Annotated in this window: 19 protein-coding genes; 7 read left to right on the top strand and 12 right to left on the bottom strand. The window is 64.7% G+C overall.

What is annotated here, in order from left to right; genetic code table 11:
• Positions 1-11 precede the first annotated feature (11 nt).
• Both CH251_RS16655 and CH251_RS16650 read right to left on the bottom strand, forming a co-directional pair.
• The gene (locus tag CH251_RS16655; RefSeq protein WP_094614133.1) at positions 12-608 is read right to left on the bottom strand and encodes an alternate-type signal peptide domain-containing protein; all 597 of its coding nucleotides are present in this window, start codon (positions 606-608) and stop codon (positions 12-14) included.
• A 420-nt stretch (positions 609-1,028) separates the two neighbouring features.
• Positions 1,029-2,318, bottom strand: a complete 1,290-nt coding sequence (locus CH251_RS16650) for an adenylosuccinate synthase (RefSeq protein ID WP_094614132.1) — start codon at positions 2,316-2,318, stop codon at positions 1,029-1,031.
• Positions 2,319-2,520: 202 nt separating this feature from the next.
• On the opposite strand from CH251_RS16650, the gene CH251_RS16645 reads away from it, so the two are divergent.
• Positions 2,521-3,186: a hypothetical protein gene (locus CH251_RS16645; protein WP_094614131.1), complete on the top strand. Its 666-nt coding sequence runs from the start codon at positions 2,521-2,523 to the stop codon at positions 3,184-3,186.
• The gene (locus tag CH251_RS16640) at positions 3,183-3,956 is read left to right on the top strand and encodes a site-2 protease family protein (protein ID WP_094614130.1); all 774 of its coding nucleotides are present in this window, start codon (positions 3,183-3,185) and stop codon (positions 3,954-3,956) included. The genes CH251_RS16645 and CH251_RS16640 overlap by 4 nt, the downstream gene beginning before the upstream one ends.
• Before the next feature lies 1 nt (position 3,957).
• Here the strand turns inward: CH251_RS16640 and CH251_RS16635 are convergent, their stop codons facing one another.
• Positions 3,958-4,899 (bottom strand): YafY family protein, encoded by a 942-nt coding sequence (locus tag CH251_RS16635; protein WP_094614129.1) that lies wholly within the window; start codon positions 4,897-4,899, stop codon positions 3,958-3,960.
• Positions 4,900-4,952: 53 nt separating this feature from the next.
• Here CH251_RS16635 and CH251_RS16630 point away from each other — a divergent pair, with 53 nt between their 5' ends.
• Positions 4,953-5,420, top strand: coding sequence for a pyridoxamine 5'-phosphate oxidase family protein (locus tag CH251_RS16630; protein WP_179273716.1), 468 nt, complete (start codon positions 4,953-4,955; stop codon positions 5,418-5,420).
• Here CH251_RS16630 and CH251_RS16625 read toward each other — a convergent pair.
• The 3 genes from CH251_RS16625 to CH251_RS16615 all read right to left on the bottom strand — a co-directional run bounded on the left by CH251_RS16625 (position 5,410) and on the right by CH251_RS16615 (position 7,967).
• Positions 5,410-6,339, bottom strand: a complete 930-nt coding sequence (locus tag CH251_RS16625; RefSeq protein WP_094614128.1) for a cation diffusion facilitator family transporter — start codon at positions 6,337-6,339, stop codon at positions 5,410-5,412. The genes CH251_RS16630 and CH251_RS16625 overlap by 11 nt on opposite strands.
• A gap of 79 nt (positions 6,340-6,418) precedes the next feature.
• Complete coding sequence (locus CH251_RS16620) at positions 6,419-7,486, bottom strand: aromatic acid exporter family protein (RefSeq protein WP_094614127.1); 1,068 nt, start codon at positions 7,484-7,486, stop codon at positions 6,419-6,421.
• Positions 7,487-7,550: 64 nt separating this feature from the next.
• Positions 7,551-7,967, bottom strand: coding sequence for a DUF3151 domain-containing protein (locus CH251_RS16615; RefSeq protein ID WP_032397398.1), 417 nt, complete (start codon positions 7,965-7,967; stop codon positions 7,551-7,553).
• Between the two features lie 149 nt (positions 7,968-8,116).
• Here CH251_RS16615 and CH251_RS16610 point away from each other — a divergent pair, with 149 nt between their 5' ends.
• Complete coding sequence (locus CH251_RS16610) at positions 8,117-8,908, top strand: hypothetical protein (protein ID WP_143537950.1); 792 nt, start codon at positions 8,117-8,119, stop codon at positions 8,906-8,908.
• 88 nt (positions 8,909-8,996) lie between these two features.
• Here CH251_RS16610 and fbaA read toward each other — a convergent pair whose 3' ends face one another.
• A complete protein-coding gene (fbaA, locus tag CH251_RS16605; protein WP_032380186.1) occupies positions 8,997-10,037 on the bottom strand; it encodes a class II fructose-bisphosphate aldolase in 1,041 nt (346 codons plus the stop codon).
• 220 nt (positions 10,038-10,257) lie between these two features.
• Here fbaA and CH251_RS16600 point away from each other — a divergent pair, with 220 nt between their 5' ends.
• Together CH251_RS16600 and CH251_RS16595 are read left to right on the top strand one after the other, a co-directional pair.
• Entirely contained in the window at positions 10,258-10,962 is a 705-nt protein-coding gene (locus tag CH251_RS16600; RefSeq protein WP_094614125.1) for a VTT domain-containing protein, read from the top strand.
• 28 nt (positions 10,963-10,990) lie between these two features.
• Positions 10,991-11,686, top strand: coding sequence for a DedA family protein (locus CH251_RS16595; protein WP_094614159.1), 696 nt, complete (start codon positions 10,991-10,993; stop codon positions 11,684-11,686).
• A gap of 31 nt (positions 11,687-11,717) precedes the next feature.
• Here the strand turns inward: CH251_RS16595 and CH251_RS16590 are convergent, their stop codons facing one another.
• The 4 genes from CH251_RS16590 to CH251_RS16575 all read right to left on the bottom strand — a co-directional run bounded on the left by CH251_RS16590 (position 11,718) and on the right by CH251_RS16575 (position 15,131).
• The gene (locus CH251_RS16590; protein WP_094614124.1) at positions 11,718-12,854 is read right to left on the bottom strand and encodes a glycoside hydrolase family 76 protein; all 1,137 of its coding nucleotides are present in this window, start codon (positions 12,852-12,854) and stop codon (positions 11,718-11,720) included.
• Positions 12,855-12,928: 74 nt separating this feature from the next.
• Positions 12,929-13,618 carry an RNA methyltransferase gene (locus tag CH251_RS16585; RefSeq protein WP_179273714.1) on the bottom strand — a complete coding sequence of 230 codons (690 nt, stop codon included), beginning with the start codon at positions 13,616-13,618 and terminating at the stop codon, positions 12,929-12,931.
• Positions 13,615-14,220, bottom strand: a complete 606-nt coding sequence (locus tag CH251_RS16580; RefSeq protein ID WP_179273713.1) for a DUF6636 domain-containing protein — start codon at positions 14,218-14,220, stop codon at positions 13,615-13,617. The genes CH251_RS16585 and CH251_RS16580 overlap by 4 nt, the downstream gene beginning before the upstream one ends.
• 122 nt (positions 14,221-14,342) lie before the next feature.
• On the bottom strand, positions 14,343-15,131 hold the full coding sequence (locus CH251_RS16575) for an SDR family oxidoreductase (RefSeq protein WP_218828310.1): 789 nt from the start codon (positions 15,129-15,131) through the stop codon (positions 14,343-14,345).
• 89 nt (positions 15,132-15,220) lie between these two features.
• On the opposite strand from CH251_RS16575, the gene CH251_RS16570 reads away from it, so the two are divergent.
• A complete protein-coding gene (locus CH251_RS16570; protein ID WP_094614122.1) occupies positions 15,221-15,673 on the top strand; it encodes a hypothetical protein in 453 nt (150 codons plus the stop codon).
• On the opposite strand, the gene CH251_RS16565 is transcribed toward CH251_RS16570, so the two are convergent.
• Entirely contained in the window at positions 15,644-16,279 is a 636-nt protein-coding gene (locus CH251_RS16565; protein WP_094614121.1) for a lysoplasmalogenase family protein, read from the bottom strand. The genes CH251_RS16570 and CH251_RS16565 overlap by 30 nt on opposite strands.
• Positions 16,280-16,476: the final 197 nt, after the last annotated feature.

The following is a 16,476-nucleotide window of genomic DNA, read 5'->3' as shown; positions in this document are numbered from 1 at the left end:
GGAACCAGGACTCAGGGAACGAGCGGACGGATCTGCGTCAGATCGAGAGTGAAGGCCGCGAGGTCGATGCTCTGGTTCTGTGCGTCCAGTCCGTCGGTGTCGACATCGAATACGAACTCGACTCGAACATCGAGCACCTGGTTCTCGGCAGCCGTGTTCGGTGCGGTGATCACTGCTGAACCATCGCCGGTTGTCGGGAGTGGGCCGCTGGTCGCGCCCTCTGCGGTGACCGAAGTAGTGATCGCGGCGAGCAACTCGGCCGAGCCCGGTCCGGCCGCGACGCTGCTGGTGTCTGCGGTGAGGTTGGCCGTCAGATTGTTGCCCTCGGCCTCGATGTTGAACTGGGCTGTGTAGGCAACAACGTCGCCGGGAACTATGCGGAACGCCGCGATGTCTGCGATCGGAAGGTCGACTCCACCATTGACGTCGTCCGATGAGTCGAACCACGCGACCGAGCCGGGGACCAACTCGAGACTGAGGTCTCCTGAGGTGATCGTTCCGCCATCGAGAGTCTCGCTGTCGTTCCACACAGCAAGCGATCCCAAACCGCCGAGCAGCAGTACAGCTGCCGCCCCCGCGGCTATGGCGCCTTTGGTTGCCTTGTTCATTCGTTGTCGCTTTCTTCGGTGGCCTTGTTCACGAGGCCGAGGGGGAGGTGACCCGGTCGGGTCGTCGGCCATCCGAAGAGGCCTCCGCAACTGGTGCGATGACCATTGTTTCGGCACGGCCTTCTCACTCGTTACCCAAGTGATGGTAAAAGTCCGAAGGAATGTTCCGATGCCCGTTTCATACTTTTGGTTTACACATGAACACGGTGTGTAAAGCTGCCTGAATTACGAAAACTGCTCCCTCGCAGCGGATTCCCCAGCCGACGTGTTCGATTACAGCGAACGCAGTGTCTTTTCACGCTACTTTCCTACTGAACTCGCTGTTTATTCGCATTGTGGAGAATCGGATCCGGACGGCATGTCCGGGCACGAAAAAACCCCGAGGCCATGGGCCTCGGGGCTTGAAGTTCGCAGAACTGTCTACCGCAGAATGTCCCGCCGAACGATGGTTTCGTCGCGGCCCGGTCCTACTCCGATGCACGACATGTACGCACCCGAGAGCTCCTCGAGACGCAGGACGTAGTTCTGCGCGTTGATCGGCAGTTCCTCGAACGTGCGGGCACCGGAGATGTCTTCCCACCAACCGGGCATCTCTTCGTAGATCGGCTTCGCGTGATGGAACCCGGTCTGAGTCATCGGCATCTCGTCGTGCCGGACGCCGTCGACGTCGTACGCGACACAGATGGGCACCGTGTCCAGGCTCGAGAGCACATCGAGCTTGGTCAGGAAGTAGTCGGTGATGCCGTTGACGCGGGTGGCGTAGCGCGCGATGACGGCGTCGAACCAGCCGGTGCGTCGAGCACGACCGGTGGTGACGCCCACCTCGCCGCCTTGCTTGGCCAGGTATTCACCGTGATTGTCGAACAGCTCCGTCGGGAACGGGCCCGAGCCGACACGCGTCGTGTAGGCCTTCAAAATGCCGAGGACGGTCCCGATCTTGTTGGGGCCGATACCGGAACCGACCGACGCACCGCCCGCAGTCGGATTCGAGGACGTGACGTACGGGTACGTGCCGTGATCGACGTCGAGCAGCGTGCCCTGAGATCCCTCGAGCAGAATCGTCTCGCCGCGCTCGAGAGCGAGGTTCAGCTGCAGCCTGGTGTCGGTGATGCGGTGCTTGAAGCCCTCGGCCTGCTCGAGCACCTCGTCGACGACCTGCTGAGAGTCCAGCGCCCGCCGGTTGTAGATCTTCGAGAGCACCTGGTTCTTGAATTCCAGTGCAGCCTCGACCTTTTGAGTCAGGATCTTCTCGTCGAGCACATCGGCTGCGCGGACGCCGACGCGAGCGAGCTTGTCCTGATAGCACGGCCCGATGCCGCGGCCGGTGGTTCCGATCTTCTTGGCTCCGAGGAAGCGTTCGGTCACCTTGTCGATGGCCACGTGGTACGGCATGATCAGGTGCGCATCGGCGCTGAGCAGCAGGTTCGTGGTGTCGACGTCACGCTTTTCGAGGCCGTCGAGCTCGGTGAGCAGCACACCCGGATCGACGACGACGCCGTTGCCGATGACGTTCTTCACGCCGGGCGTGAGAATTCCCGACGGGATCAGGTGCAGCGCGAACTTGTCACCGTTCGGAAGGACCACGGTGTGGCCGGCGTTGTTGCCGCCCTGGTAGCGAACGACCCACTGGAGGCGTTCGCCGAAAAGGTCGGTGGCTTTGCCTTTGCCCTCGTCGCCCCACTGGGCGCCGATCAGGACTATCGCCGGCATGTGCTCTCCTACGTTGCTTTCGTGCGAGGACGTGCTGCAAATATTGCTCGATCGAACGCAGCCGTCACCATTTGTCGCAGGCGCGACAGTGGCCGGGAGAACAGTCTAGCCGAGGCGGTGAGCTGGCCCGCATGCCGCTACGGTGGAACCGAAACGAGGGCACTATGGTCGTTCGAGGGTTCACCGATGATCTAGGAGCGCCGTGACACCGTTCGTTCTGCACTGCGGAAACCCGCCGTTGCCGATCACGCTGACCGACGTCCCACTGCGCAACGCCGATGCCGTGCCGACCGACGACGATTGCAGCGCGCTGTTCGCAGACATCGAATCCGCCCCCGCACCGCGCATCATCGTGCTGGGCGACGACGCCTCGCTGGCCGCAGTTCTCACCAGGTTGATGCGCACCGACCGCCTGCACGTCGAAGTCGCGTTCGTACCGGAGACAGCGACCAACGCCGCTCACATCTACAAGCTCGGGACCGGATCCCGCGCCGCCAAGGTCGCACTGACAGGAAAAGCGTCGAGCACGCCCCTCATTCGCGACGACGCGGGCAAGGCCGTGGTCGGTCGGGCACTGCTCGGCGGTGGCGGTGGCGCGGAACTGGAGGGCGAGGCATACGTCGACGACACTCGATTGTTCTCCGGCGTCGTACCCGGCGTCGAGGTGGCACCGACCGCGGAGTTGCCGGGTCTGCGCGCGCGAGTGATCAGCCGTCGACGGTTTCTGCCTCGCCGCTGGGTGAGCGGACGCGCAATGCAGCTCGGCTCACCCGCCGCAGACCTGATGCGCGACGGCATCGCCGGCGACAGAACAGTGAAGAGGTCGACGTTCTACCGTCATCACGAAGAGTGGTTGCTGGTCCGATGACCGTTCCGCTGCGCCGCAGTCCCGTTCTGCCGAGCCCGGTGTTCGTGGCTGTACTCGCCGTCGCAGGAGTGGGCGGCGCGCTGGCGTGGACGGCGGAGGACGTCACCTCTTTCACCGCTCGCCTGGGAGTGTTCGTGCTGGTCCTCGCCGGGTGGATCGCCTCGGTGTGCCTGCACGAATTCGGGCACGCGTACACAGCTTTTCGGGCCGGGGACCGGGAAGTCGAACTCCGCGGCTACCTCACGCTCAACCCGCTGAAGTACACCCACCCGTTGCTCTCGATCATCTTGCCGGTGGTGTTCATCGCGATCGGCGGAATCGGGCTTCCTGGCGGTGCCGTGTACCTGCGAACCGGCCGATTCTCGGCGTCGACGCAGCGGCGCATCGCCCTCGCCGGACCGTTCGCCAACGCCGTTGTCGCCGTGGTACTTCTGATCGTCATTCGCATGTTCGGCACCGACGGCACCCACCAAGCCTTCTGGTACGGGCTCAGCTTCCTGGCGTTCCTGCAGATCATGGCCACGATCCTGAACCTGATTCCGGTACCGGGACTCGACGGATACGCCGCACTCGAACCCTCGCTCTCGCCCGCCACCCGTGCATCCCTCGACCAGTTCAAGGGGTACGGAATCCTCGTTCTCGTCGCGTTGTTGTTCGTGCCCGCGGTCAATTCCGCATTCTTCGGGGCGATCTACACCCTGTTCGGTTTGTCCGGTGTTCCCGAGTTCTTCGCCGGTAACGGAAACTATTTGATGCGATTCTGGCTGTGACTCAACTGTTCTCACGCACGATGCTCGACGCGACCTCGCGCAGCGATCGACGCAGTGATGCGGGATCCAACACACTCACTCCCCCGCCGAGCGCGATCAGCTGAACAAGAGCCACCTCCTCGCTCTCGAGCATCAACTCCACCTCGGTCCACCCGTCGGTGTCGGGCGGATCGAAATCCGGGGTGGCCGCGACGCCGATCACCCGAGGCAGCGCACGCACCGCGTTGTCGGACAATCGAACTCGACAGGGAAACCTCGCCAGCGACCGATCGAACTCCGCCATCGACGCACCCCACCACTGCGCTAGGTCGAACCCCACCGGCCGAAACACCTCGGTCACCAGTTCCGTCACACTCTCGATCCGATCGACCCGAAACGACAGAATGCGCTCACCGCGAGTGGCCACCAAATACCAGACCGAGGCCTTCACCACGAGTCCGAGCGGCCCGAGAACCCGACTCCTGCCGCGATAGCCGATCTCGATCTGTCGACCACCGAGCACAGCACGCGCCAACACCGGGACCAACTCGTTCGCAACGGGCGCGGTGAACCATCCGGGTACATCGACGTGCACACGCTCACGCCACAGCTGCGCACTCGCCCGTAGCGACACCGGCAGCGCACCGAGGAGCTTGCTCTCGGCAGCGGCGGTGGCGTCGGACAATCCGAGGTCGGCCGCAACCGACGGCATACCGAGCAGCATCAGCGCCGACGTTTCGGTACCGGTCATGCCGGTCAGTTTCGACTGCCACCCGTCGAGCAATCGGATGCCGCCCCCGGGGCCCGATTCGGTCCACAGCGGCACGCCGGCGGCTCCGAGCGCGCCGATGTCGCGGTAGATGGTGCGAACCGATACCTCGACCTCGTCCGCGAGTGACTGCGCGGTCGCCTGTCGCCCCTCCTGGAGCAACAGCATGATCCGAAGCAATCGTGCAGAACGCATCTGTCAGATACTACTGACACATGATGTCAGTGATCGGGGTCGATACTCGACGCATGACGACGTGGAACGACTTCTCGACAGCCGCCCCGAACCTGGCCTCGGCGGTGCGGGCCAGATTCACCGCCCACAAACACCATGTACTCGCGACGCTGCGGGCGGACGGTTCACCGCGCGTCAGCGGAACCGAGGTCGAGTTCGACGACAGCGGTGTGCTGCGGCTCGGTTCGATGCTCGGTGCCGTCAAAGCGCGGGATCTGCGAAGCGACGGGCGGTTCGCGCTGCACAGCAATCCGGGTCACCATTCCATGGAGGGCGGGGACGCGAAGATCGGTGGGCGTGCAGTCGAGATCACCGATCCTGCTGTGCTGCAACCGATATTCGACGCGGCACCGGGTGAATTGGTGCCGTACCACGTGTTCGATCTCGATATCACCGAGGTCGTACTGACCTCACTGGTGGACGATCACATGCAGATCGACGTCTGGCGACCGGGCACCGAGGTGCGCACCGTCACCAGGTGAGCTCTTCCTTGCAGGTTCGGCCGTGTGCGGCGGGCTCGACCTGCACCGTGGCGTGGTCGAGTCCGTAGGCGGACAGCAACGACCGGGCTCTGTCGAGCACCATCGACGACGAGCCCTCGCATTCGAGATGCACTGTCGCCACATCCATTCCGGTGGTCAGTGTCCACACGTGCAGGTCGTGAACCCCCGTCACGCCCGGTAGTGCGCTCAGGTCGCCGGTCAACGCGTCGACGTCGACGTGTCCGGGACTGGCCTGGGTGAGGATTCGCAGAGCCGAGCCTGCGAGCTTGATCGCGCGCGGGATCACCCACAGGGAGATCAGGACACCGACGACGATGTCCGCCCAGGTCCACCCGAACACGACCATCAGCACGCCGGCCACGAGCACCCCGACACTGCCGACCGCATCGGCCAGAACTTCCATGTACGCACCGCGGACGGCCAGGGAATCCTTGGCGTCGCCGCGAATGAGCAGCATGACGACGATGTTGGCCGCGAGACCGGCCGTCGCGGTGAGAATGAGCGGCACGCCGGGGATTTCAGGCGCATCGCCGATGCGGGAGATGGCCTCGTACATGATGAACGCCGCAACACCGAGCAGCAGAACGGCATTCGCGATGGCAGTCAACACTTCCGCCCGATGCCAGCCGAATGTCCTTGCCGCTGCGGCACTTCCCTTGCGGGCGAGCATCAGCGCGATCAGACCCATCGACATGCCGAGCACATCGGTGAGCATGTGGCCCGCGTCGGCGAGCAGGCCGAGCGACCCGATCGCCAGGGCGACGGTCGCCTCGACGACGAGGAACACCACCAGAATGGCCAGCGCCACGACCATCTTGCGAATGCGGGCCTTGGGCGGCCCCGCACCTGCGGGCGTGTGACCGCCAACGCCGTGACTGTGCCCGTGACCCGCGCCCATGACTCCCCCTGGTGACCGATATCGACTTCCGGAAGTCACCATATGCGTACATACGCATATATGCAATGGTGTGCTCGGGTCACAACTCCGGCGGGACGTGCGGGTGCTTGACCGTCGGCGGAAGCGTCGCCAACGCAGAAATACGCTTGAGCCCGGCGACCTGCAAGAGGTCGACGATGATCGACCGCAACTGCGCCAGGACCACCGTTGCCGACAGACCGGCGTTCGAGATCAACTCCGGTTTGGCACCGGCCGCAACCGACCGCAACACTCGCGCCGCCTCTGCCGCATCCGGCTTCTGACCCGGATCGGCAAGGATCATCTGCCGCAGGACCTCCACCGCATGCGCCAATTTCTCCACTTCGTCGACGACGCGCGGATCGAGGATCTCGTCGTCGCGCACCAGCGTCAGCGATCGTCGCGCGAGCACCCTGATGTTGCGGACGGCGTTGTCGATGGGATCGGCCGTCGCCGCCAGCGACGCCAGACGGTTGCGGTGATTCCAGTACATCGGCGAGATTCGCGCGATCTCCCGGCCGCCCTTGAGATCGGTTCGCAGAGCATCGATACCCGACTGCGTCGCACGCGCCTTACGTAGCGCCTCCTCGATCGGCTTGGGATCGTTCGCCACCAAGCCGTCGGCCACCTTCTGCAACACACTCGCAGCCGTGGCCAACACACTCGCCGCATCCTTGCGGGCCCGCCACACCGGATGCGTCGGGATCAACGCCACGATCGCGATGCCCACCAGACCACCGACCAAAGCGTCGACCATGCGGTTGGGGCCACCCATGTTGCCGGGCGGAATGAGCGTCGCCACCAGCACCGCGGACGACCCGGCCTGCATCGCGATGATCGGCCCGCCGTCGAGGAACACCGCAGCCGACATCGCCAACACCACGACCAGAGCGATCTGCCACGGCCCGCTACCGATCAGCGAGATGAGCAGATCTCCGATGCCGATGCCCACCGTCACTCCGACGACCAGCTCGGCCGATCGGCGCAGGCGAGCACCGAGCGATACGCCCAGCGAGACGACAGCGGCGATCGGCGCGAAGAACGGGCTCTCGTGACCGACGATGTCCGTCGCCACGAACCACGCCACACCTGCCGCCAGTGCGCACTGAATGATCGGCAGCAGCGACAACTTCAGCCGAGCACTGCCCGACTTGACCCGGGTTCGTCCTCGCGCCCGGCTCGCGCGGGCCCGATCAGCCCAGGCCGAGCGCTTCTGCTGCCTTGGGGTCACAGTCTTCGAGGAGGTCGAGGCAGCGGGCGTACTCGTCGTGCTCGTTGATGTCGCGGGCCGCTTTGGCGAGGACTGCGACGCATCGGAGGAATCCTCGGTTGGGCTCATGGCTGTACGGGACCGGCCCGAATCCCTTCCATCCGTTACGACGCAACTGGTCAAGACCTCGGTGGTAGCCGGTTCGAGCGTAGGCGTACGCCGTGATGGTGGCACCCGACTCGAGCGCGGCCTCGGCCAGGTAGGCCCACGCGATGGACGCCGTCGGATGCGCTGCTGCGACGGTCTCGGGTGCCTCGTGGTTCAGCAGCGCGGATTCGGCCTCGTCGTCGCCGGGCAACAGTGTGGGTTGGGGTCCGAGCAAATCACCGAAAGAAGTCATGGCGCTCATTGTGCCCCTACGTCACCGAATCGTGTCCGAACACCCCCGGTGGCGCTCGCGTCGAGCGGCCGACACGGTCGATAGGCTGCCAGCTGACGAAATTTCAAACATACCGCTCTTGCAAGAATTCGGTGAACGAGGGAGAACGCATGCCGGACGAGAAGAAGAATGCGCCCTCCGAGGCCGACGCAGCGACCGAGAAGATCGATCTCGGCAAGAAGAAGCAGGTCGACGCGCCGGCCGACACCCCGACCGAGAAGATAACCACTGCTCCGACCGAGGAACCGCTCGCACCGGAATCGAAGCCGGTCGCAAAGCCCACCGCAGCCCCGCGTCGTATCCCGCCGCGGAACCCGTCCGAGAATCCGACGAAAGATGTTGCGGCAGAGAACAAATCACCGGCCGCTGTGCCGCAACCGGTCGGGCCGAGGAAGATCGAACCGCAGCGCCCCACGCCGAAGCAGGTCGGCCCCCAACGCATCGGACCCGAGCCGACGGAATCCGGCAAGCCGAGCCACAAGAAGTGGTGGGCGGCACTGGTGGCCGCGGTTGTCGTGATCGCGGCAGTGGCCGCCGGTGCATACCTGCTGATCGACCGCACCAGCGTCGACGACTCCCCGGAGGCACGGATCAGAACGACCGTCGAGTCGTTCACCAGAGCCCTGGCCGGCGGCGACCTCGCCACGTTGCGCAGTACCTCGTGCGGCGACCTGGCGACGTTCTACCGAGACATCCCGGATGCGGAATTCGCCGAGGTGCACCGCGTCTCGCTCGAGCAGGGCAACATACCGACTCTCGACAGCATCGACGCCATTCAGGTCGGCGACGACACCACCGCGATCGCTCAGGTCATCGCGCACACAGATGCCAACCCGAACGACCGATCGCCGCGCACCTTCGACCTGCGCCTCGAGGGCGATCAGTGGAAGGTGTGCAGCTGACGCTGCAGTGGCATGGAGGAGCCTGCGGGTCGCTCCGCAGGCTCCGCTCCGATGTGCCCCAGAGGGCACTTACCCACGCCACTGCCGGCTAGCCGGCACTCACGCTGCGACCGGCGGACTTGAGGTCGTTGCAGGCCTCGACGACACGGGCCGTCATGCCGGCCTCGGCCTTCTTGAGGTAGCTGCGCGGGTCGTAGGCCTTCTTGTTGCCGACCTCACCGTCGATCTTGAGCACACCGTCGTAGTTGGAGAAGAAGTGTCCGGCGATGGGACGGCTGAACGCGTACTGGGTGTCGGTGTCGACGTTCATCTTCACCACGCCGTACTCGAGTGCCTCTTCGATCTCGCTCTTCGCCGATCCCGATCCGCCGTGGAAGACGAAGTCGAACGGCTTGGAACCCGACGCCAGACCGAGCTTCTCCGTTGCGACCTTCTGGCCGTCTGCCAGCACCGACGGCTTGAGCTTGACGTTGCCCGGCTTGTACACGCCGTGCACGTTGCCGAACGTGGCCGCCAGCAGGTAGCGCGAGCCCGCGTCGCCTGCGCCGAGGGCCTCGACGGTCTTGAGGAAGTCCTCGTTGGAGGTGTAGAGCTTGTCGTTGATCTCGGCCTCGACGCCGTCTTCCTCGCCGCCGACGACACCGATCTCGACCTCGAGAATGATGTTCGCTGCTGCAGCGCGGGCCAGCAGGTCCTTGGCGATCTCGAGGTTCTCGTCGATCGGGATGGCCGAGCCGTCCCACATGTGCGACTGGAACAGCGGGTTCTTGCCTGCGTCGACGCGCTCCTGCGAGATCGCGATCAGTGGACGAACGTACGTGTCCAGCTTGTCCTTGGGGCAGTGATCGGTGTGCAGAGCGATGGTGACGTCGTACTTGGCGGCGATCACGTGCGCGAACTCGGCGAGCGCCACAGCGCCGACGACCATGTCCTTGATGCCGAGTCCTGATCCGAACTCGGCTCCGCCGGTCGAGAACTGGATGATGCCGTCGCTACCCGCGTCGGCGAAGCCCTTGATGGCGGCGTTGATGGACTCGGAACCCACACAGTTGATTGCCGGAAAGGCGAACTTGTGTTCCTTCGCCCGGCCCAGCATCTCGGCGTAGACCTCGGGAGTTGCGATAGGCACGGCGTCATTCCTCCATTGAAAGTTCGATTGTGTCCTGTGCAGTATGGCAACCTCCGAGCCCGGTGTCGTGCGTACCCGCATCCCTGAGGTCATTCCGCAGGAGCACCGAGAACGACGCACAGGCCATCGCATTCACAGCCGAGCGACATCATCTGTTCAGGACATACCAGTTTCGGCCGGTAGTGTGGGCGCGGTGAGTGTCCTAGCTGCCTCGGAAACGATGACGACGAACCTGGCCCTGCTGCCCGGATTCCTCGACCCGGTGAACCTGCTCAACTCGTTCGGGCACTGGGTGCTCATCGGGCTGCTGCTGGTGGTCTTCATCGAGTCGGGGCTGCTGTTTCCGCTGCTCCCAGGCGATTCCCTCCTCTTCACGGCCGGGTTGATCGCGGCGTCGAAGTCCACCGAGATCGAGCCGTTCGCATCCATCTGGACGCTCGTCATCCTGATCCCGATCGCGGCCATCCTCGGTGATCAGGTCGGCTATCTCATCGGGACCAAGGGTGGCGCGGCCCTCTTCAAGAGCAACGATTCGCGATTCTTCAAGAAGAAGTACATCGACGAGTCGCACATCTTCTTCGAGAAGCACGGTCCGATCACGATCATCCTGGCGCGCTTCGTGCCGATCGTGCGTACGTTCGCACCGGTCGTGGCCGGTGCGTCGCACATGAAGTACTCACTGTTCCTCACCTACAACGTCGTCGGCGGCATCCTCTGGGGCGCGGGCGTGACGGTGCTGGGGTACCTGCTCGGGCAGATCGCGTTCATCCGTGAACACGTCGACATCATCTTCCTCGTCATCGTCGCCGTCTCCGTCCTCCCCATCGTCATCGAGGTCGGCAAGCGCATGATCAAGGCCCGCAAGACCCCGCTCGGCGAGGCAACCGATGTGATCGAGGCCGACGCCCCGGACACCAGGTCCTGATCGAGATCCTCCGAAAGTGATCGAGTCCATGTCGTCGATTACCACTGCGCTGCCGGCCGTGTCCGTTCAGGCCGTCGGCAGCTTCGGTCCGCTGGAGACAGCGGGCCCCCTCGTCGTGTGGATCGTCGTGATGACCTTCGTGTTCATCGAATGCGCGGTGATCATCGGGTTGTTCCTACCCGGGGATTCGATGCTGATCACGGCAGGAATCGTGATGGCGACCCATGCGTCGGGCACCGGTCACATCTGGGCGCTGTCGCTCGGTGCGATGGTCGCCGCCATCGCGGGCAATCAGGTGGGGTACTCGATCGGACACCGGACCGGCTCGACGCTGGTGGCGCGTAAGAACGGCAAGTACCTCAACACCAAGAACCTGCACAAGGTCAATCTTCTGCTGGAGAAGCACGGATTCTGGGCGGTGCTGGTCGCGCGGTGGATTCCCTGGGTGCGCACGCTGTGCCCGCTGGTCGCGGGTGCCGCGAAGATGGATCACCGCAAGTACACGATCGCCAGCACTCTCGGCGCCATCATCTGGGCTCCGGTGCTCCTGCTGATCGGGTTCTACTTCGGCTCGTTCATCGAGGGCATCCCCTGGCTGATGCCTGCCGTCCTCATCAGCATGGTGGTGTTGCTCGTCGTCGGAACCGGGCTCGGTATCTGGCAGTACCGCAAGGAAATGGCACGCCCCGAAGAGACCATCGAGGTCGAAGAGGTCGTCGAGTAGGTTCTGCGTCGGTCCGCTCCGACGAAGTGTTCTAGAAACCCGCAGCCGAGACTCGGTAGGCGGCTTCCATGAGCATCCAGCCGCCGAGTTGCACCGAGAAGTCCCGTTCGGGCACATCGGACGGTCGGACCGTTCCTTCGGTGAAGGTGGCGATGTGCAGTCCTTGCCCCGGGAAGCGGGCTTCGCGGGTCCAGTCTGCTCCGAACAGAGGGTTGTCCTCCACTTCGAGGCGGTTCTCCCACGCCGACTCGGCCGAGTTCAGCACGATCGCGGCCGCGAGTTCGCGTGCACGGTCGTCGGCGTCCGAGTCTCCGGGTAGCTCCACCGCGACCATCGCCAGGTAGCGCGCGAGGATCGGGTTGAACAGGCCGCCGTCTCCCCCTCCGCCGCCGGTGATGACGAGGTTGCGGGTCAGGTGGTTGTCGACGGCGTCGACCAGCGCATGGACTCGCTCGGCGTGCCGGGGTTCTCCGAGTCGGACAGCGAGTTCGGTCTCGAGGCCCAACGTGACGCCCTGGCAGTAGCTGTAGACGGCGCGTTCCATCTCGCCGGGCTTATTGGCGTCGACGAGTGCGCGCGTGGAATGCATTCCGTCCAGAACGAGACCCGTGCGCGGGTCCTTGAGGGTGCGGTCCATCCAGTCGGCCATCTCCTGGGCACGCCACAGCCGGCCGGTGCGGGCCAGCAAGATCGCGGCCGGGCCGTTGGCCGGTGCGTTGTAGAAGTCGGACTTCTTGCGCCACGGAATGCCGCCGCCCTCGGCCGGAGCCCAGGCGTCGAACAGTTCCATCTCGATCTGCTGGATGCCATTGCGATTGCTGACGAAGTGCTGCCTCTGCGCGCGTTCGAGTGCCAACCCGAGCCACGCCATGTCGTCGTAGTAGTTGTTGGTCCACCCGCTGACGTTGCGGGTTCGGTGTGCTCGGGTGATCTTGTTCAATCGCCGACGGCGCTTGGCGGTGAGATCGCGATCGGCGGCGTCGACCGCGCAGTCGAGCAGGTGGGCCTGCCACCAGTAGTGCCAACGCAGGAACATCCGCTCCACACGCGCCGGTGGCCAGGCGACGACTCCCAACGTCGTGCCCGGCAGCCCCCACAGCCGACGCATGTGCCGCGCGACGACGGCCCCCTCCGCAGCGTCCGCACGCTGCGACCACAACTCCTGCATAGCCGCAATCCTGCCACTACCGTTGCCGATTCGTTACATCCCGCCCCGGAAACCCCCTCGGAGAGCGCTGCGACTCACCACGCTGCATCGAGATCCGCGTGCCGCCGAATCCACGAGTGCATGGCAATCCCGGCGGCCACACCTGCATTGATGCTGCGAGTGGAACCGAACTGCGCGATCGATACCGTCATCGAGGCCGATTCGCGGGCACTGGCTGTGACACCGGGTCCCTCCTGGCCGAAGAGCAGCAGGCAGTGACGCGGCAACTCCGCGGTCTCGATCGGTACCGACCCCGGGGTGTTGTCGACCGCCACGACGACGAGACCCTGCTCCGCGGCGTACGCCATGAGCGCCTCCACCGAGTCGTGGTGATGGATGTGCTGGTAGCGGTCGGTGACCATGGCACCGCGACGGTTCCACCGACGACGGCCGACGATGTGGACCGCTTGCGCCGCAAAGGCGTTCGCGGTGCGCACCACCGTCCCGATGTTCGCGTCGTTGGTGAAGTTCTCGATGGCGACGTGCAGCGAATGCCGTCGGGTGTCGATGTCGGCGACGATCGCCTCCCGTCGCCAGTAGCGGTAGGCGTCGACGACGTTGCGGCGGTCGCCGCCTGCGAGTAGTTCCGGGTCCAATCGTGGATCGTCGGGTGGCGGTTCGGTGTGCGTGTCCGACCACGGTCCGACGCCGTTGGGGTTCTCACCCCACTCGGTGGGGCCGGCATCGTCCGACGACGGTTCGCTGTCGATCGTGTTCTCGCTCAATAGACTTCGTTGCTGTCCGGTGCGATGCGGAAGCCGTGTCCGGTCGCATCGTCGACGCACGAGATGCCGTTCTCGGCGGACGTACAGGTGAATCCGTTCGCGGCGATGCTCGCGCCGACGGCGAGCGGTGGGTCGATCGTTTCCCCACCCGAGGTGTAGACCACGCCGCCGGAGCACATGAACGCCGCCGGGCCGTCGTTGGTGACTCGAATACCGTTGCCCCAGTTGATCATGCAGTCCTCGGGTCGCGGCGGCACCGGAGTGGTGGTGCCCTGGCACCCGGCCTCGGTACGACTCGACAACGGCACGATTCCGCACTGGAAAAGACCGTCGGGGGAACTGAAGTAGTACGCACCGCCGATGGCGGCGTACGTCGTCTGCGGTTCCTCGGTGGGCGGCGGCTCCACCGGAGGCGGAGGCGGAGGCGGTGGTGCCTCCGTGGTCGTCACGGGTGCAGGGGTGGTGGTTGACGTGGTCGTCGGCGGCGGGGTGGTGGTCGACGCAGGCGGCGGAGGCTGGGCAGCGGACTCACTGCTGCAACCGGTGAGAACGAGCGCCGTACAGGCTCCGATTCCCACCAACCAGGCTCGTGCCCAACCCATTTGCCGTGCTCTGCTCGAACCCCACGTACTCAGCATGAAGAAACCCCGACCCACCTTTCGACACCGATTGCTCGAAAGACCGACGATACCGGCGCAGTGCCGGCATCGTCCGGCGACGAGTTCTAGGTGTGGCTCAGGCGCCGGTTGACCTCGCGCGTGAGCCATGCGGGCGAGAAGCGCGAACCGAGCGAGAGCGCCTTGGACGGCAAGCCGACCGGGAAATGCACCTTGTGCAACCGACGCTTGACCGGACGGGTCGCGTCGAAGATCGCGTCGGACACATCTTTGACGGTGAGCTTGATACCCAACGAACTCGTGGTGCCCGTCGACACGCCCTGGGTCATCGCCGTTTGGACGAACAGCGGCCACATGGCCTTGACCGAGATGTCGTACTTGCTCCACTCGAGATCCAGCGCCTCGGTGACGCCTCGCACCGCGAACTTGGTCGCGCCGTAGGTCACCAACTCGGGCTGACCGTAGATGGCCGACGCGGAACACAAGTTGACGACCTGCGCCCCTGCGGTGTCCTTGAGGTACGGGAAGGCCGCGAGGGTGCCGTAGATGACGCCGTTGAAGTTGATGTCGATCTGACGACGATGCACCGACAGCGGCATGTCCTCGAAGGCACCAGCGGCCAGAATTCCGGCGTTGTTGATCAGAACGTCGAGTCGACCGTCGCCCTCGGCGACGAACTCCTTCAACCGGGTTTCCCACTGGTCGGAGTTGGTTACATCCAAGATGCCGGTGACGACGCGGCCGCTGAGCGAGGCAGCTTCCTTGCCGAGCGATGCCAAGCCGGTCTCGTCGATATCGTACGCACCGACGAGGTAGCCATTGGCCGCGAATTTGAGAGCCGTCGCGCGGCCGATACCGGCAGCTGCGCCTGAGATGAAGACAGTTGGTCGAGTCACATCGATCACCGTACATGTAACCCTACTTACCGGTAACCCCCTATCGTCGAATATCCAACGGCCGCTTTCGGCGGCGCAGGAGCACCGTAGTGAACAACGCGAGAATCGTGCGATCAGTCGTCGTGGTGACGATCGGCTACGCACTCGTACTGGCGATCTGGATCGGATGGCTGAACCCCCGAACTCCGCCCGGAACGCTTCCGTACCAGCTGGCGGCCCTGGTCGCCGGATTCGGCGCGGCTCTCGGCCTGGCCATGATGATCGCCGGACGACCGACGCGCGAGCAGAAGGAGCTGATCGAACACGGCGTGGAAGGGTGGGCGACAGTGGATGCCATCCGACGCATCGACGAGAACACCGCCGAGTTGGATCTCGAATTCACAGTGCCCGGCTCGAGCAGCTACTTCGGCAAGATCGTCTACGACATCCCCCGCTCGGACACCTCGCGCTTCGAGCCGGGCACCGTCATCGCCGTTCGCGTCGACCCCGCCCACCGCGAGCGGGTGCTGCTGCTACCCCGAAGCCAAGGCCTCGACGAGTAGGACCTGCGCCGCGACGTAGGTCGACAGAATGATCGCCTCCGCGGTCCGCCGCTGACGGTCGTCGGTGAGCAACAGTCGTCTGAACAAGATCAGCGCATCGGAGACGGTGAACAGAATTCCGCCGATGATCAGCCGCCGATCGCCGCCGCGCGAAACAGAACGAGCAGACAGGGTCGACGTGGTCGCGAGCACCGCACCGTACGCGATCAGGGTCGACGCCACCGCGGGCTGACGCCTGGCAAGTTGCGTCGCCGCGGCCGCCCATCCGGCGTACCGGGGAACGGCGTCGATCAGTGCCGGCCGAGCACCTCTGCGAAACAGCAGGTACGTATAGCTGCCCTGCATCACGGCGAATGCACGCGCACCCCATTCCAGAGCGGAGTCGTCGTCCGGGTCGATCAGCAGCACATCGCCGACCGTGGCGGCCGCGAGACCCGTCAAGAGCACCCGATCTCGCGTCGGATCGAGCCCGCTCGCCAGTGCCGGGACTATCAGAGGCTTGGCGATCCGCTGCAACGGCATCGACCCCGTCCAGGCACCGACCACGGTCACCGCACCCGCCACCAGCGCGGCCGCACGAGCCCGCCTGACCCGACCGACAACCATCGCAGACCTCCACCCGAAAATCTCGTCACAGTGAGCATCACATGTGACGCTGACCCCTATCGCTTGATACTCGCAGGTTGCGTCGCCATCGTGGAAAGGTCGGTCGGATCATTTCGAGGCAGTGGGGACCATCATGCGCCGCAAACTCACCGGGCAGGACAGTTCGGGCCGCTCCGCGTTCGCAGGCCACCCCAACC

Source organism: Rhodococcus sp. 06-462-5, assembly GCF_002258315.1.
Classification (GTDB): domain Bacteria; phylum Actinomycetota; class Actinomycetes; order Mycobacteriales; family Mycobacteriaceae; genus Rhodococcoides.
Note: the sequence above shows the minus strand (reverse complement) of the source record. Positions and strands in the feature narration are given on the sequence as shown.

What these genes read in the sequence shown, in the direction of transcription:
- CH251_RS16655 (WP_094614133.1), bottom strand. Translation starts at nt 608, where the DNA reads ATGAACAAGGCAACCAAAGGCGCCATAGCCGCGGGGGCGGCAGCTGTA.
- CH251_RS16590 (WP_094614124.1), bottom strand. Translation starts at nt 12,854, where the DNA reads ATGCAGGAGTTGTGGTCGCAGCGTGCGGACGCTGCGGAGGGGGCCGTC.
- CH251_RS16625 (WP_094614128.1), bottom strand. Translation starts at nt 6,339, where the DNA reads ATGGGCGCGGGTCACGGGCACAGTCACGGCGTTGGCGGTCACACGCCC.
- CH251_RS16635 (WP_094614129.1), bottom strand. Translation starts at nt 4,899, where the DNA reads ATGCGTTCTGCACGATTGCTTCGGATCATGCTGTTGCTCCAGGAGGGG.
- CH251_RS16615 (WP_032397398.1), bottom strand. Translation starts at nt 7,967, where the DNA reads ATGACTTCTTTCGGTGATTTGCTCGGACCCCAACCCACACTGTTGCCC.
- CH251_RS16595 (WP_094614159.1), top strand. Translation starts at nt 10,991, where the DNA reads ATGTCGTCGATTACCACTGCGCTGCCGGCCGTGTCCGTTCAGGCCGTC.
- CH251_RS16640 (WP_094614130.1), top strand. Translation starts at nt 3,183, where the DNA reads ATGACCGTTCCGCTGCGCCGCAGTCCCGTTCTGCCGAGCCCGGTGTTC.
- CH251_RS16600 (WP_094614125.1), top strand. Translation starts at nt 10,258, where the DNA reads ATGACGACGAACCTGGCCCTGCTGCCCGGATTCCTCGACCCGGTGAAC.
- CH251_RS16580 (WP_179273713.1), bottom strand. Translation starts at nt 14,220, where the DNA reads ATGGGTTGGGCACGAGCCTGGTTGGTGGGAATCGGAGCCTGTACGGCG.
- CH251_RS16610 (WP_143537950.1), top strand. Translation starts at nt 8,117, where the DNA reads ATGCCGGACGAGAAGAAGAATGCGCCCTCCGAGGCCGACGCAGCGACC.
- CH251_RS16650 (WP_094614132.1), bottom strand. Translation starts at nt 2,318, where the DNA reads ATGCCGGCGATAGTCCTGATCGGCGCCCAGTGGGGCGACGAGGGCAAA.
- CH251_RS16630 (WP_179273716.1), top strand. Translation starts at nt 4,953, where the DNA reads ATGACGACGTGGAACGACTTCTCGACAGCCGCCCCGAACCTGGCCTCG.
- CH251_RS16565 (WP_094614121.1), bottom strand. Translation starts at nt 16,279, where the DNA reads ATGGTTGTCGGTCGGGTCAGGCGGGCTCGTGCGGCCGCGCTGGTGGCG.